This is a genomic window from Aeribacillus sp. FSL K6-8394 (assembly GCF_038008865.1).
GTDB classification, from domain to species: domain Bacteria; phylum Bacillota; class Bacilli; order Bacillales; family Aeribacillaceae; genus Aeribacillus; species Aeribacillus composti.
In genome coordinates, this window is record NZ_JBBPAA010000001.1 from 2,323,566 (window position 1) to 2,338,656 (window position 15,091).

Below are 15,091 nucleotides of genomic sequence, written 5' to 3' on the forward strand. Positions count from 1 at the left end.
GACTTTTTCTCGCAGAACTTTATTATGTTTGAAAATAAAGTCGTGATAGAAAGACAGGGTAAAGGCTTGAGGATAAAGGATTTTCCCTTTTCGCTCTTTCCTTTCCCCTGCCTTGCTCCTGCCCTTTTTCACAACTTTGTTTTGATTTTTGCAAGAGTTTATTGTGAATGGCAAGAGTTTATTTATGCTCTACAATTTTTTTATAAGCAACGCACAGCACTCCACATGCGCCGTATGCGGGAACATGTCGACTGGCTGGACTTCTTTTGTTTCGTAGCCGCCTTGTTCTAGGATGGCAATGTCGCGCGCTAATGTCGCCGGGTTGCAGGAGACGTAGACGACTTTTTTTGGTTTCATTGCTATAATTGTTTGAAGCAGTGAATGATCGCAGCCTTTTCGAGGAGGATCCACGACGATGACGTCTGCGCGAATTCCTTGTTCATGCCATTTGGGCATGATCTCCTCTGCTTCACCGACGGCAAATTCAACGTTCTCGATGCCGTTTAGTTTTGCATTTCGTTTGGCATCTTCAATGGCATCGGGCACAATTTCCACGCCGTACACTTTTTTAGCTTTTTGCGCAAGGAAGAGTGAAATCGTTCCGATCCCGCAATAGGCGTCGATGACCGTTTCTTCTCCTGTAAGTTCGGCGTATTCTAACGCTTTTTCATAAAGCACCTTCGTCTGTTCAGGGTTCACTTGGTAAAAAGATCGTGCGGAAATGGCAAACTTAATTGATCCGATATAATCATATATATATTCCAAACCCGAAAGCAGCTTTGTTTCTTCGCCAAATATGACGTTTGTCCGTTTCGGGTTTATGTTTTGGACAATCGATCGAATGTTTGGAAATTTAGCGGTAATTTCAGCTAATATTTTCTTTTTATGTGGAAAATCAGCTGTTCGGGTAACGAAAACAAGCATCGCTTGCTTTGTTTGATACCCGTAGCGGACAACGATATGGCGCAGCCATCCTTGATGGGTTTGTTCGTTGTAAGCCCGGATATGATAGCGGTTCAATATCGCTTTAACTTCTCGGACAATTCGATCGTTTTCCGTCTGCTGAATGAGACATCTCTCCATATCGATAATTTCGTGCGTTCTTTGCTGATAAAAGCCTGCAATCAGGGCGCCTTCCCGCTCCCCGATTGGAACCTGTGCTTTATTTCGATAATTCCAAGGATCGCTCATTCCGATCGTTGGATGAACCGTGACTTTTTCTACATCCACTTTTCCGATGCGGGCAAGCGTTTCTTTTACTATTTTTTGCTTATGGCGCAGTTGGCCGTCATAGCTTACATGCTGAAGCTGGCAGCCTCCGCATTGTTTGTATATGGGACAAAGCGCATCTACCCGATCCGGGCTTGTTTCCGATAATTTCATGAGACGTCCGTATCCATAGCCTTTTTTTACTTTGACAACTTTGACTGTTCCCTTTTCTCCAGGCAAAGCATTCGGGACAAATAAAGGAAAGCCGTTGATTTTGGCTACTCCTGCCCCGTCATGTGTTAAATCTTCAAACAATACATCGTAATAATCATTTTTCTTCACTGGTGCTTCCATGTTGTTTTCTTCCTTTTTGATCAGAATGAACTGAAAAAATTGTATCACAACCGTAAAAATGACCCAAGTGATTTTATTATTGTCATAATAGGAAATACTATTGTAATGAAAATATAAAAGGGCGGCACGTAACATTGGTTCATGAAAAATCGTCTATATTAGCTGAAGGAGTGAATTTACATGGATCAAAGTTTTAAAGAGTCACTCATCGAACAGCTTATTGCCAACGGTGTTTACAAAGGGGAAGATGGACAACAATTATATGAATTGAACGTCATTGAGTTGTTAAAACTTGTCAATAAAATTGAAAGCGATCATTACCATTATGGAAAATAAAAATTTCGTTTTTCCAGCTTGAAAGCAAGGCTGTAAAAACAGCTGCACCTTTCTTTCATTACATTTTGTTTAACAAGCTGCCAGCAAAGCTTTTGCAGTGGTTTTTTTAAGCAAAATGTTGCAGACAAGTCATATAAATCGTTGAAATTAGCGCGGGGAGCCGCATTTCATCTATTCAAAAACGGTAAAGAGCAGCCTATTCGCTGCTCTTTTCAATTGGCGCGTTTTTTTCTGCTTTTTCTTTCGACATGATGATCTCAATATATTGATACAGGTTTTCAAATTCAGCAGGCAGGAGTCCTCCGTATTCGCCGTCCAAGTTTAACTGCATTTTGTCTTCTGTCTTTACTTTTATCCGATTGGCTTTTGTATAAATTACATTTTCACTGTGAATATGCTCGCCTTTTAATGCCAAGCTGGCAAGGCGAATAAACTCCGCGAGGCTGACTTTTTTCAAAATCAGTAAATCAAACATACCATCATTTAAAATTGAGTCTGGAGCCAATTTTTCAAACCCTCCGACCGAATTTGTCAAGCTGATTAAAAACAGCATGATCTCTCCTTGAAACAGCTTGCCATCATATTCAATTTCCACCTCTGTCGGATGGATGGAAGGGAGCATTTCAATGCCCTTTAAATAATAAGCAAGCTGCCCTAAAACGGTCTTTAATTTGCTCGGAACGTCATAAGTAAGCTCTGTTAATTTTCCGCCGCCGGCAATATTAATAAAATATTGGTTATTCACTTTTCCAATGTCTATTTTCCTTTTTACGCCGTTCAGCAGCGTATCGACTGCATGCAAAATATTGTCGCGGGGAATGCCGATTGCACGGGCAAAATCGTTTGTAGTTCCGACGGGGATGATTCCGAGCGTCGGACGATTTTCCATGACTGCGAGCCCATTCACAACTTCGTTCACCGTACCGTCTCCACCCGCAGCGATAATGAGGTCAAACCCGCGTTCAGCAGCCTGTTTCGCTGCATTTGTCGCATCTCCTTCACCGGTAGTAGCATGGCACGATGTTTCATAGCCGGCCTCTTCAAATTTAGCAAGAACTTCAGGGAGCTGTTTTTTGAAAGCCTCTCGACCAGATGTGGGGTTATAAATGATTCTTGCGCGTTTCATTCACATCATCCTATACTATCCATTTCTATTGTAAAAATAGAATCATTAATAGATTATTCCTTTTTGCCAAAACAAACAAGTTTTTTCTATCATTTGTGTTCATTTATACTATTTTTGTCAATAAACGTTTATTCTATTTTTATTTTGATAAAACTGTTCGCCATTTAAACACTTTTTTCAAATTCCAGCTTCAAAAATTCACGGATGGGTTTTATTTCCATTTTACTATAAATAAAACACCCAGCTGCTAAGCTGAGCGTCTATCAAAATTATCGTTTCTTTATTTCTTGTAATAACAATTTGTTTACTAATTGCGGGTTGGCTTGCCCCTTCGTTTTTTTCATAATTTGACCGACTAGAAAGCCAATCGCTTTATCTTTTCCGTTTTTAAAGTCGGTAACCGATTGCTCATTTTCATCCAATGTTTCGATTACAAGCTTTAAGATGGCACCTTCATCAGAAATTTGAACAAGCCCTTTTTCTTTCACGATTTTTTCAGGGTCTCCACCTTTTTCAATCAGCTCTTTGAACACTTTTTTCGCGATTTTGGAGGAGATGGTTCCATTTTCGATCAGCTTGATCATTCCTGCAAGACTTTCCGGGGTGAGCGCCACTTCAGACAACTCTTTTTGCTCTGCATTTAAATATGCTGATACTTCTCCCATCAGCCAGTTAGAAGCTTGTTTCGCATCAGCTCCGGCTTTAACTGTTGCTTCAAAGAAATCAGACATTTCTTTCGTCATTGTCAGCACTTTAGCATCATACGCTGGGAGTCCAAGCTCTTCAACATATCGTTTTTGGCGCGCATCCGGCAGCTCCGGAATCGATGACCGGACTCTTTCTTTCCACTCATCATCAATGTAAAGAGTGACTAAATCAGGTTCAGGAAAATAACGATAATCGTCTGATCCTTCTTTAACGCGCATTAAAATCGTTTTCCCTGTAGCCTCATCAAAACGGCGTGTTTCTTGTTGAATGACGCCGCCGGATAAAAGCACTTCCGCCTGACGTTTTTCTTCATATTCGAGCCCTTTGCGCACAAAGTTAAATGAGTTTAAGTTTTTCAATTCTGTTTTTGTGCCAAATTCTTTTTGTCCGATCGGGCGGAGCGAAATGTTTGCGTCACAGCGAAGAGATCCTTCTTCCATTTTACAGTCGGATACGCCAGTATATTGAATAATTGATTTTAATTTTTCCAAATATGCATAGGCTTCTTCAGGTGAGCGGATGTCCGGCTCTGATACAATTTCAATCAGCGGTGTTCCTTGACGGTTAAAGTCTACAAGAGAATAGCCGTCGCCAGTATGCGTCAATTTGCCAGCATCCTCTTCTAAATGAAGGCGCGTAATGCCGATTTTCTTTTTCTTTCCGTTCACTTCAATTTCAATCCAGCCGTTTTGACCGATCGGCTGATCATATTGGGAAATTTGATATGCTTTCGGGTTGTCCGGATAAAAATAGTTTTTCCGGTCAAACTTTGTATAAGTAGCCACTTCGCAGTTCAATGCCATCGCAGCTTTCATTGCGAATTCAACGGCTTCTTTATTTAAAACGGGCAAAACTCCCGGGTATCCGAGGTCAATGACCGTTGTGTTTGTATTTGGTTCAGCACCGAAAGCGTTTGGTGCACTGGAAAAGATTTTCGATTTCGTTTTCAATTCCACATGTACTTCAAGTCCGATGACCGTTTCAAAGTTCATTAGTTCTCACCCCTTACAGTTCCGGTTTTTGTTTATGGAAGTCTGTTGCTTGTTCGTATGCATGGGCAACGCGATAAACGGTGCTCTCGTCAAAATGCTTGCCGATGATTTGCAATCCCAGCGGCAGGCCGTTGGCAAATCCGCAAGGTACGGAAATAGCAGGAACTCCAGCAAGGTTCACATTGATTGTTAAAATATCGTTCGCATACATCGTGAGTGGATCGTCAATTTTTTCGCCGATTTTAAATGCTGGAGTCGGGGTTGTCGGTCCGATGATGACGTCATATTTTTCAAAAACGTCTTCAAAATCTTTTTTAATAAGCGTGCGCACTTGCTGCGCTTTTTTGTAATATGCATCATAATATCCAGAGCTTAATGCAAATGTACCGAGCATAATGCGGCGTTTTACTTCATTTCCAAAGCCTTCCGCGCGTGTTTGTTTATACATATCGATCAAGGTTTCAGCGTTGTCGGAGCGATAGCCGTAGCGGACTCCGTCAAAACGGGCGAGATTCGCAGATGCTTCGGATGAGGCAAGCAAATAATATGTAGCAATACCGTATTTGGAATGCGGCAAAGATACTTCTTCCCATTCTGCGCCCAATCCTTCGAGTACTTTTAAAGCAGCCAGTACGGACTCGCGCGACTCACGGCTTACCCCTTCACCTAAATACTCTTTCGGAACCGCAATTTTCAGCCCTTTAATATCTCCAGTTAAAGCGGATATATAATCAGGAACTTCCACATTTGCACTTGTGGAATCCATTGGATCAAGACCTGAAATGACTTGAAGAAGGTAAGCGTTGTCTTCAACAGTTCTTGTTATCGGTCCGATTTGATCTAATGAAGACGCGAATGCGACTAATCCGAAACGGGAGACTCGACCATATGTAGGCTTCAAGCCAACAACCCCGCAGAATGCTGCCGGCTGGCGAATCGAGCCGCCTGTATCAGAGCCTAGTGCAAACGGAACTTCTCCTGCGCTGACAGCCGCTGCGCTGCCGCCGCTGGAACCGCCTGGAACCGCTTCTAAATTCCATGGGTTTTTCGTCTTTTTAAATGCGGACGTTTCAGTGGATGATCCCATCGCAAACTCATCCATGTTTAATTTGCCGATCGTAATCGCTTCAGCTTCTTCCAGCTTGCGCATAACCGTTGCATCATAAATTGGGTCAAAGTTTTCAAGAATTTTGCTTGCACAGGTTGTGCGTAAATCCTTTGTCACAATGTTATCTTTAATCCCTATCGGCATGCCAAACAATAAACCGTATGTATCTTTTTTTCCTATTTCATTATCCAGTTGTTTTGCTTTTTCCCGGGCTCGTTCTTCATCGAGGGTTAAGAAAGCTTCTACCTTTCCGTCGACTTCTTGAATGCGCTTGTAAGACTCGTCGACAAGATCGGAGACGGAAATTTCTTTTCGGTGCAGCATTTGTTTTAATTCAGATATTTTATGATCAAACAGAGCCATGTTCGCTTCGTCCTCCTTACTCAAGAATGGCTGGTACGCGGAATTGTCCGTCTTTTTGGTCAGGAGCATTTTTCAACGCAACTTCCCGTGGAAGACCCGGCTCAGGTTGATCTTCGCGCATGACATTTTTCATATCCAAAACGTGGGAAGTTGGTTGAACGTTCTCCGTATCCAATTCATTTAACTGCTCAGCAAACGTTATAATCGCGTCAAGCTGATTGGTAAACATCTCTGCTTCCTCTTCCGTAATTGCCAAGCGGGCAAGATGCGCAACATGTTTTACTTGTTCTTTCGAAATGCGTGACATTCCAATTCACCTCCACTTTTTCGAACACACTGCAATACTCTGATAATATCAAATTTTAGCCAGATAAAGCAACACCCCCGAAATGTTGAAACAATATTGCACGAAGGCAGGCTGAAAAAAGCCCCTCTTACAGATGATTTTCTTTTCACATGTAATTTTCAAAACGTCGAAGGACTTCAATCAAAAATTCAAATATAGGTACATTCGTCCAAACGTTTTATTCATTCGTGAATATAAAAATATTGTACGGTACATTATTCGGAGGTGAAAAACATGAGTTTTGGATTCGGTTCTTGTCAAGGCTACGGTTACGGAGGATATGACGGCGGATTCGGGTACGGTGGTGGATTCGGACACGGCGGCGGATTTGCCCTTATAGTAGTATTGTTCATTTTGTTGATCATTGTCGGTACTGCTTTTGTAAAGTGGTAAACACCGTTTAACCAAATGCCCGCCAAAAAACGATCAATATAAAGGTGATTTCAAAATCCCCCCTTTTTGAAATCACCTGTTTTCTTATTGAAAAACATGAACTGTCGGTTTGTCCTGCCCTGGCTCTCTAACGATGAGCGCTTCCGGACCTCTTGAAGAGTTGATGGTCACTTCCAGAGAAATATAGTCTTTGTAATATTCCACAACTTTCCCAGTTAAAAATTGCGTAAAGGCTATGACCTCTGTTTTTCCGTAAAACTGAACCGGTATTTCTATTTTCATTTGCTTCATTTCACCGTCTTGATAAAAAGCCTTCCCAATGACGCCTGTGTAGTTAGGGAAAAAGTCTACAATATCTCCTTTTAAACGTTTAAATGTGTTGGCATCATCCGGTTTTTTCTTTGTTCCCTCTTCAGATGGGAAAAAGTAATACTCTTCGTTAATATTTTCCCACTTTCCGATATTTTCGCTTCCGCCATCAACGATTGTTCTTGCAAAAAAGTGCCCTGGAACAATCGAAGATTTAGGCGCTTGTTCGTAAAGGGAAACGACAATCGGCACTTTTTCTAATCCTTCTATATCTCGAAGCCTCTTCACAACCACTTGTGCGATTTCCTTCCCTTTCTTTTCAATGGTGGCCTTGTCTATTTTATTTTCTTTTTGGATACCGTCTTCCGTGCGATAATAATAAACAGAATTCAAGGCCAAACCGATCGACACTCCGCCAAGCTCAAGTGTTTTTTCATCTTTTTTTACAAGGTAATTATGTTCAAGTATATGCGTTACATAAATGGGGCTTTTTTCGGAGCTTTCTGGCGGATTTAAACCTTCATTTTTGAAAGATTTATCCTTTTTTTTCGCTTCTTCCAAATCTTTTCCTTCCAGCTTGCGGCTAAGCCAGTTTTGGACAGTTTTTTTGTCTAAATATTGTCCTTCTTGAAACACATATTTATCCGTTGGAAACTTGTCGCTGGCCATCCGCATAAGACCAGTTTCAAATTCATCAACATCAAATCTTGTATTGAGATTGCTTGCCACAAGCCCTCGCGCTTCACTCGTTTTAAAAGGCACGAGCATCTTATAATAATCTTCCGAAATTCTGTATTTCGGAATAATTGCTTTTTCTTCCGTTGATTCTTCCGTCTCTTGTACAATTTGCTCCGGTTCTCCAATGTCCTGCGAGCATGCACTGAGCACAGCCATGCACGCTGCCGCTATGATCAAAAGTTTTTTCAAGGTACCTTCCCTCTCCTATTTCCTTAGTTCTTCAAGTAAACGAGACTCATCCCAAACCTCTATGTTTAATTCGCGAGCTTTTGCAAGCTTGCTGCCGGCATCTTCACCAGCGATTACAAGATCTGTTTTTTTGCTCACACTGCCAGTAACTTTTCCGCCTCTTGCTTCAATTTGTTCTTTTGCTTCATTGCGGGACATTTCAGCAAGCTTCCCTGTTAAAACGATTGTCTTACCGGCAAAATACGAATCCCCTTCATCTGAATTTGTCCGTTTCGGACCTTTATACGTCATATTGACGCCGAACGACTTTAATTCTTCAATCAATTCTTTTACTTCAGGCTGTTCAAAAAAAGTAGCGATGGAATCAGCCATTTTTTCTCCGATTTCCGGTATGTTGATTAATTGTTCTCTTGTCGCGCTTTGCAGCCGCTCCATTGTTTCAAAATGCTCTGCTAAAATCTTGGCGGCTTTTTCGCCGACATAGCGAATGCCTAAACCGAATAAAAGGCGCTCCAGCGAATTTTCCTTCGACCGTTCAATCGCGTGCAACAAATTATCCGTTGATTTTTCACCCATCCGTTCAAGCTGAAGCAATTGGGGTTTTGTTAATTTGTATAAATCCGCTACATCTTGAATCAAGCCTTCTTTAAACAATTGGGTGATGACGCGCTCCCCTAGTCCTTCAATATTCATCGCATTTCGGGAAACAAAATGGATGAGACCTTCGCGAATTTGCGCCGGACATTTTGGATTAATGCATCTAAGCGCAACTTCTCCTTCCAACCGGACCAGCTCGCTATTGCATTCTGGACAGTGCGAAGGCATCCGAAAATCCTGTTCATTGCCTGTTCTTCTGTCAACAAGAACATTTACAATTTCAGGAATGATGTCCCCGGCTTTTTTCACGACGACGAAGTCCCCAAGCTTAATATCTTTTTCCCGAATCAAATCTTCATTATGAAGGGAAGCTCGTTTGACGGTTGTCCCGGCAACCTTTACAGGCTCTAAGATCGCTGTTGGGGTAATGACGCCGGTGCGTCCGACAGCGAGTTCAATATCCAGCAGCTTCGTCACCACCTCTTCTGCCGGAAACTTATAGGCAATCGCCCATCTCGGGCTTTTCGCAGTTGCCCCAAGCGCTTCCTGCTGACGCAAACTATCAACCTTAATTACAACTCCGTCAATATCATACGGAAGCTGAGAGCGCTTTTCCAACAATTGATCAAGCAGCTCGATCACTTCGTCGATGTTTTTGCATTTTCTGCGTTCACGATTTGTTTTAAAGCCGAGTTCATCAAGCAAGTCCAATGCTTCACTATGAGAAGACACTCCGGTATCGCCAAGCTCTGCTATGTTATAGACGAAAATATCTAAATTTCGTTTCGCGGCAATTTTTGGGTCTAGCTGGCGCAAGGAACCAGCCGCAGCGTTTCTCGGATTGGCAAACGGAACTTCCCCTTTTGCAATCCGCTCCTCATTTAATTTCTCAAATGATGCTTTCGGCATAAATGCTTCCCCGCGCACTTCCATCGATAAATTTTTCTTTAGTCTCAAAGGGATCGAGCGGATCGTTTTTAAATTTTCCGTGATATCTTCCCCCGTCGTGCCGTCTCCTCGTGTTGATCCTTGTACAAACAGGCCGTTTTCATATCGAAGGGAAACCGCAAGCCCGTCAATTTTCAGCTCCACTACATATTCGACATCCCCAACTGCTTGGCGGACTCGCCTGTCAAAGTCACGCAAGTCCTGCTCATTAAAAGCGTTTGCCAAACTTAGCATCGGCACGCGGTGCGCCACTTTTCGGAAAGCATCTAAAACAGCGCCCCCCACCCGCTGGGAGGGAGAATCAGGGGTTTTCAGCTCTGGATATTTTTCTTCAAGTTCTATTAGTTCTCTCATGAGGCGGTCATACTTTGCGTCAGGAACAGACGGATTGTCAAGAACGTGATATTCATAATTATATTGATTCAAAAGCTTGTGCAATTCTTTTACACGGTTTTCTGCCGTACGTTTGTCCATATGTGTCAATTCCTTCCTTCAAATAGTTAATGTACTTTTTCAATTGGTGCAAATTTAGCAAGCAACCGTTTTATGCCGACAGGACTTGGAAATGCCACGTCAAGTTCTTGATCCTCCCCATCGCCTTTCACTCGGACGACAACACCGACACCCCATTTTCCGTGCACGGCTTTATCACCTACTGACCAAGCCTTTACATCTCCTCCCGTTGATTTCGCTCCGATTGTTCTATTTAGTTTCGGCTTTGGAGATTTCTTTTCATTTAAGTCTTCTAAAACCTCTTTCGGCATCTCTTCAATAAAACGAGATTCCGGGTTCATGTTTGTTCTTCCAAAAAGGGTTCTCATTTTCGCATTTGTTACATACAATTCTTCCTCTGCCCGCGTTATCCCGACGTATGCCAGCCGGCGCTCTTCCTCCATTTCCGCCTCTTCCATCAAGGCTCGGCTGTGAGGAAATACACCTTCTTCCATCCCGATCATAAATACAACCGGAAACTCTAAACCTTTTGCCGAATGGATCGTCATCAATAACACGGAATCTTTCTGCTCCGATTGCTCTTCATCAATGCGGTCAATGTCCGCAATCAAGGCCAAATCCGTTAAAAAGGCGACAAGGCTTTTGTCCTCATTTTGCTTTTCAAAGTTTTGAGTTACAGATAAAAATTCATCAATGTTCTCTAAACGACCTTGGGCTTCCAATGTTTTTTCCTGCTTAAGCATCTCCCTGTAGCCGGTTCTGTCAAGAATCTCTTCCACAAGCTCAGTAACAGACACATAGTCTTGCATTTGTGACAGCTGCTGGATCAATTCACGGAATTCCGTCAACACTTTCATAGCACGAGTGCTGACCCCGATATGTTCCATTTCTTCTAAAGCAGCAAACATCGAGATGCCTTGCTGGGCTGCATAATTCATTATTTTTTCAACGGTTGATGCACCGATGCCCCGTTTCGGAACATTGATGATTCGCACCAAACTAATATCATCATTCTGGTTTGCCACTAGACGCATGTATGCAAGAATATCCTTGATTTCTTTCCGGTCATAGAACTTTATGCCGCCGACAATTTTATAATCAATATTCGATTTTAACAGCACTTCCTCTATGACACGGGACTGTGCATTTGTACGGTACAATACAGCAATATCGGAAAGTTTTCTTTTGCCTGATTGGACGAGCTCTTGAATTTGCTTGGCGACAAACTGGGCCTCCCCAATTTCGTGATCAGCCCGGTAGTAAATAATTTTTTTCCCCTCAGGGTTTTCCGTCCATAAATTTTTCGGCTTTCTGTTCATATTATTTTTAATGACTTCATTAGCCGCATGCAAAATACGCTTAGTAGAACGATAATTTTGTTCAAGCAAAATCACTTTAGCGTTCGGATAATCTTTTTCAAACGATAAAATGTTTCCGATGTCCGCCCCTCGCCAGCGATAAATCGATTGATCCGAATCGCCGACAACACAAATATTTTGAAAACGGGATGCTAGCATCTTTACAAGCGTGTATTGTGCGCGGTTGGATATGGATAGGTAAGCCTTTGAAGTTATCTCCAGCTTTTCCCCCCATTCACACCGTACGTGAGAGTTTCCCCTCATACGGCGTTCCATCAATCGGTTGTCATCTAAGCTACTATTTCATCGTTTCCAACCAATTTGCGAAGTTTGTTGATTTTATCTAAACCATCCTTATCTAAATTCAATTTTTGGAGATATGTCTGAATGGTTTGTTCTTCTACTGCGTGAATCAACTTGTGAACATCTTTCCTCACAAAGATTAGATTGTTGTATTCATCGCTCCCGCCTAGTTTTTTCGGGATTTTATGGTGAACCTCCATATCTCCAATTTCTAATGGTACATTTGTTACTCCACATCGCCCATACTGCCCCACGTACAACGAAATTCGATTGTCGTTGTATTCCATACTTTGATTAGGTACAGGGTTGCGTATGAGATGGTACATAACGGTCTGATTATATCCTTTTAATGCATCATGAACTTGCTTTCTTCCTTCTGACGTATAAGGACAAATATTTTGACTAAAATTCGACGGTGGCTTTGTTCTTATATGGTCAATAGGAAATACATTAATTCCATGTATAAAAACCACTTTTCCTGTGTATTTAGGATATAATCTTTTAAAAGTGGTTGATTTTGTACCTTTATAGCTCAGGATGGTTTTTGTTCGGTTATATAAGGTTCTTCTGACCGAGAAACCGATTTGTCTAAAATCTAGCTGAACATGCGTTGCGTATTGGTAGTAATTTTGAATACCGACAATCATGGCATTGAGTTTAGATACTTCGTTTTGCCCATGTTCTAATTTCTTGATTTGTTCCCGCAGTTTTTGAACGGCTTTCTTTTTCGCTTTGTCGCTTATGTTGGTTTTGGCGACAAATTTTTTCTTCTTGGCTATTGCTTTTATTTTAAAACCGAGAAATTCTGAGTGTCTTTTTCGTAAGTTGATGACTTTTGATTTTTCATGGTTAATTTCAAGACCTAGTCGTTCTTTTAACCATTTCTTAACGGCTTCGAATATCAAAAAGGCGTCCTTATGATTTCGGCAGAAGATTTTAAAATCATCGGCATATCTTACAATAAACATTTCTTTTAGTTTTGTCTGTTTTAGTGCCCTGTATTTTGCGCTTTGGTCGTAGACTAACCTTCCACCAATGAGCCTCTCACGGTTATAGTTCTTTTTTGTCTTGAAAGTCTCCCATTGACTACTAATCCACCAATCCAATTCGTTTAGAACGATATTAGATAACAATGGCGAGATAATTCCGCCTTGTGGAGTTCCTCTTTGTGGAATACCAACACCCTTAATTTCTGCTTTAAGCATTTTTGATATGATACTTAATACTCTCTTATCCCGTATACCTAGTGTCCACATCTGCTTGAGCAGTTTTCCATGATTCACATTGTCAAAGAAGCCTTTAATATCAATATCAACAACGTAATGTAGTTTGTTTTTATTCACTAGGCTAACGGCTCTTGATAATGCATGACTTGCACTTCTGTTAGGACGAAAACCGTAACTATGTTTATGAAACTTTGCTTCGCAAATTGGCTCTAAAATTTGCTTTATGCATTGTTGTATGATTCGGTCTTCGATGGTTGGTATTCCTAGAGGTCTCATCGAACCATCTTGTTTTGGAATTTCCACACGACGAATGGAATGTGGTTGAAAGTTAGCTAGTCTATATCTTACGTAGTTAATAAGATGTTGTGGATTCCTTTCTGCCATATCAAGAATGGTATTTCCATTTGTTCCACTCGTTTTACTTCCATGGTTTTTCTTGATATTTCGATAAGCTAACTTTATGTTCCTTTCGTCAATGATGAGTTCGTATAAACGGTGAAATCGATAACCGCTTTTACTTCGGGCATACAAAGTATCTAATACTTCTTGAAAGTCATAATATTCATTGTTCCTTAGTTTCTGTTTCTTCTTCCTACGTTGGTTGTTATCAGTCAACGAATCACCACCATTCATGATAAAATGGTAGGTTTCGTTTCTCTTAGTCATACTCGAACCTGATAAGACGATGAATGTAGCTATGGCAACCGATTGACTAGTGGCTATCCCTCCATGATGTTTCCATCACTTCTTCGGTACTGTGCCACCGCTCTCACTGGCATAAAGATGAGTTATAGCTTTCCGCCTTTCCTCATCACCGTTTCATTGGTGGGTAAGACCTCCACGTTGCCAGCTTTCCACGTTCCGATGGTTCTATCTGTACATATGCACTTTTAGGTGAATCCTCTGGCCCTGCTGGCTGGACAGCGCCTGTAACGCTGTAAGGTGTTTCATAAAGACAATTCTTACTCCACCTCACCAGCACCACAAACCGTGGCGATACCATTTCTGGTACCTATACCTCTAGAGCCGTACATTCGGATTTTCGTCAGTTGGTTTTTGTGCACCAACATTCTCACCATGAGTGCTTTATAGACCCCCGGCCTATCCGCTGCACCCTCCACCTCTGGAGAGCTTTCGTCAACCTTACTTGTTACGGCAGCGTTCAGCCGACTTCACCGAGCTTATAACCACAAGATGCTTACCCATCTTGTCGCTATTCGGAGTATTAGGGAGAGCCTTTCGAGGCGTTACCCTCTCATTCGACTCTTCGAACCATCAGTTCTCCTAGCTTCAAAGCTAGTGCCTAACCTTTTCAGTTAGGAACGTGTCGCACTATCTTGATATTCATCAACATGAATGTATTGAAATTTCCGCTGATAATATTCGAGTACTTCTGGAACACGTTGAAAAAGCAGTATCGTTGACATAATGAGGTCATCAAAATCAAGAGCTTGGTTTTTCAACAATTTTTTTTGGTAGTCGATATAGATATCGCTGACAATTTGCTCCCACACATCTCCTGCTTGACGAGCAAATTCCTCCGGGGAAATGAGATCGTTTTTCGCGCTGCTGATAGTGCCGAGAATAGCTCGAGGATCATATTTTTTAGGATCAATGTTTCGTTCTTTTAAAATCCCTTTGATGACAGACAATTGGTCTGATGTATCCAATATCGTAAAATTGCGATTGACGCCGATCCGGTCAATATCTCGGCGAAGGATTCGCACGCACATCGAGTGAAAAGTGGAAATCCATATTTCCTCAGCACCAGGGCCAAGCAGTTGTTCAATCCGGTCTTTCATTTCCCTCGCTGCTTTATTTGTGAAGGTAATAGCAAGAATATTCCAAGGTGCTACTCCTTTTTCTGCCATTAAATAAGCGATCCGGTGGGTGAGAACCCTTGTCTTGCCGCTGCCTGCACCCGCCATGATTAAAAGAGGACCTTCCGTATGCTTCGTCGCTTTTTGCTGCTGTTCATTCAAACCTGAGAGGAGCTGCTCAGTCAAAAAATGCATTCAACACTCACCTCATTTTC

General features: G+C 41.8%; 10 protein-coding genes and 2 pseudogenes. 2 read left to right on the forward strand and 10 right to left on the reverse strand.

What is annotated here, in order from left to right:
• Positions 1–189: 189 nt before the first annotated feature.
• The gene (gene rlmD / locus NSR00_RS10985; protein ID WP_340788745.1) at positions 190–1,563 is read right to left on the reverse strand and encodes a 23S rRNA (uracil(1939)-C(5))-methyltransferase RlmD; all 1,374 of its coding nucleotides are present in this window, start codon (positions 1,561–1,563) and stop codon (positions 190–192) included.
• A gap of 180 nt (positions 1,564–1,743) precedes the next feature.
• Here rlmD and NSR00_RS10990 point away from each other — a divergent pair, with 180 nt between their 5' ends.
• On the forward strand, positions 1,744–1,899 hold the full coding sequence (locus NSR00_RS10990) for a Fur-regulated basic protein FbpA (protein ID WP_082829588.1): 156 nt from the start codon (positions 1,744–1,746) through the stop codon (positions 1,897–1,899).
• Positions 1,900–2,095: 196 nt separating this feature from the next.
• Here NSR00_RS10990 and NSR00_RS10995 read toward each other — a convergent pair whose 3' ends face one another.
• From NSR00_RS10995 to gatC, 4 genes are all read right to left on the reverse strand, one after another.
• Positions 2,096–3,025 carry a diacylglycerol kinase gene (locus NSR00_RS10995; RefSeq protein ID WP_063388805.1) on the reverse strand — a complete coding sequence of 310 codons (930 nt, stop codon included), beginning with the start codon at positions 3,023–3,025 and terminating at the stop codon, positions 2,096–2,098.
• 269 nt (positions 3,026–3,294) lie between these two features.
• A complete protein-coding gene (gene gatB / locus NSR00_RS11000; RefSeq protein ID WP_063388806.1) occupies positions 3,295–4,725 on the reverse strand; it encodes an Asp-tRNA(Asn)/Glu-tRNA(Gln) amidotransferase subunit GatB in 1,431 nt (476 codons plus the stop codon).
• Positions 4,726–4,738: 13 nt separating this feature from the next.
• Positions 4,739–6,196: an Asp-tRNA(Asn)/Glu-tRNA(Gln) amidotransferase subunit GatA gene (gene gatA, locus NSR00_RS11005; protein WP_066250781.1), complete on the reverse strand. Its 1,458-nt coding sequence runs from the start codon at positions 6,194–6,196 to the stop codon at positions 4,739–4,741.
• A gap of 16 nt (positions 6,197–6,212) precedes the next feature.
• Entirely contained in the window at positions 6,213–6,503 is a 291-nt protein-coding gene (gatC, locus tag NSR00_RS11010) for an Asp-tRNA(Asn)/Glu-tRNA(Gln) amidotransferase subunit GatC (protein ID WP_063388808.1), read from the reverse strand.
• Between the two features lie 273 nt (positions 6,504–6,776).
• Here gatC and NSR00_RS11015 point away from each other — a divergent pair, with 273 nt between their 5' ends.
• Positions 6,777–6,935: a YjcZ family sporulation protein gene (locus NSR00_RS11015; RefSeq protein WP_082829587.1), complete on the forward strand. Its 159-nt coding sequence runs from the start codon at positions 6,777–6,779 to the stop codon at positions 6,933–6,935.
• Between the two features lie 84 nt (positions 6,936–7,019).
• Here the strand turns inward: NSR00_RS11015 and NSR00_RS11020 are convergent, their stop codons facing one another.
• The 5 genes and pseudogenes from NSR00_RS11020 to NSR00_RS11040 form a co-directional block, all read right to left on the reverse strand.
• The gene (locus tag NSR00_RS11020) at positions 7,020–8,171 is read right to left on the reverse strand and encodes a CamS family sex pheromone protein (RefSeq protein WP_340788748.1); all 1,152 of its coding nucleotides are present in this window, start codon (positions 8,169–8,171) and stop codon (positions 7,020–7,022) included.
• A gap of 15 nt (positions 8,172–8,186) precedes the next feature.
• A complete protein-coding gene (ligA, locus tag NSR00_RS11025) occupies positions 8,187–10,190 on the reverse strand; it encodes an NAD-dependent DNA ligase LigA (protein ID WP_340788750.1) in 2,004 nt (667 codons plus the stop codon).
• A gap of 26 nt (positions 10,191–10,216) precedes the next feature.
• A pseudogene (locus NSR00_RS11030) lies at positions 10,217–11,716 on the reverse strand (3'-5' exonuclease); the annotation flags it as partial.
• A gap of 101 nt (positions 11,717–11,817) precedes the next feature.
• Positions 11,818–13,689, reverse strand: coding sequence for a group II intron reverse transcriptase/maturase (gene ltrA / locus NSR00_RS11035; protein ID WP_445659579.1), 1,872 nt, complete (start codon positions 13,687–13,689; stop codon positions 11,818–11,820).
• Positions 13,690–14,387: 698 nt separating this feature from the next.
• Positions 14,388–15,071 (reverse strand): annotated as a pseudogene (locus NSR00_RS11040) (UvrD-helicase domain-containing protein); the annotation flags it as partial.
• Between the last annotated feature and the right edge of the window lie 20 nt (positions 15,072–15,091).

Excerpts from the sequence above, each read along its gene's own strand:
- rlmD (WP_340788745.1), bottom strand. The coding sequence starts at position 1,563 with ATGGAAGCACCAGTGAAGAAAAATGATTATTACGATGTATTGTTTGAA.
- NSR00_RS10990 (WP_082829588.1), top strand. The coding sequence starts at position 1,744 with ATGGATCAAAGTTTTAAAGAGTCACTCATCGAACAGCTTATTGCCAAC.
- NSR00_RS10995 (WP_063388805.1), bottom strand. The coding sequence starts at position 3,025 with ATGAAACGCGCAAGAATCATTTATAACCCCACATCTGGTCGAGAGGCT.
- gatB (WP_063388806.1), bottom strand. The coding sequence starts at position 4,725 with ATGAACTTTGAAACGGTCATCGGACTTGAAGTACATGTGGAATTGAAA.
- gatA (WP_066250781.1), bottom strand. The coding sequence starts at position 6,196 with ATGGCTCTGTTTGATCATAAAATATCTGAATTAAAACAAATGCTGCAC.
- gatC (WP_063388808.1), bottom strand. The coding sequence starts at position 6,503 with ATGTCACGCATTTCGAAAGAACAAGTAAAACATGTTGCGCATCTTGCC.
- NSR00_RS11015 (WP_082829587.1), top strand. The coding sequence starts at position 6,777 with ATGAGTTTTGGATTCGGTTCTTGTCAAGGCTACGGTTACGGAGGATAT.
- ligA (WP_340788750.1), bottom strand. The coding sequence starts at position 10,190 with ATGGACAAACGTACGGCAGAAAACCGTGTAAAAGAATTGCACAAGCTT.
- ltrA (WP_445659579.1), bottom strand. The coding sequence starts at position 13,689 with ATGAATGGTGGTGATTCGTTGACTGATAACAACCAACGTAGGAAGAAG.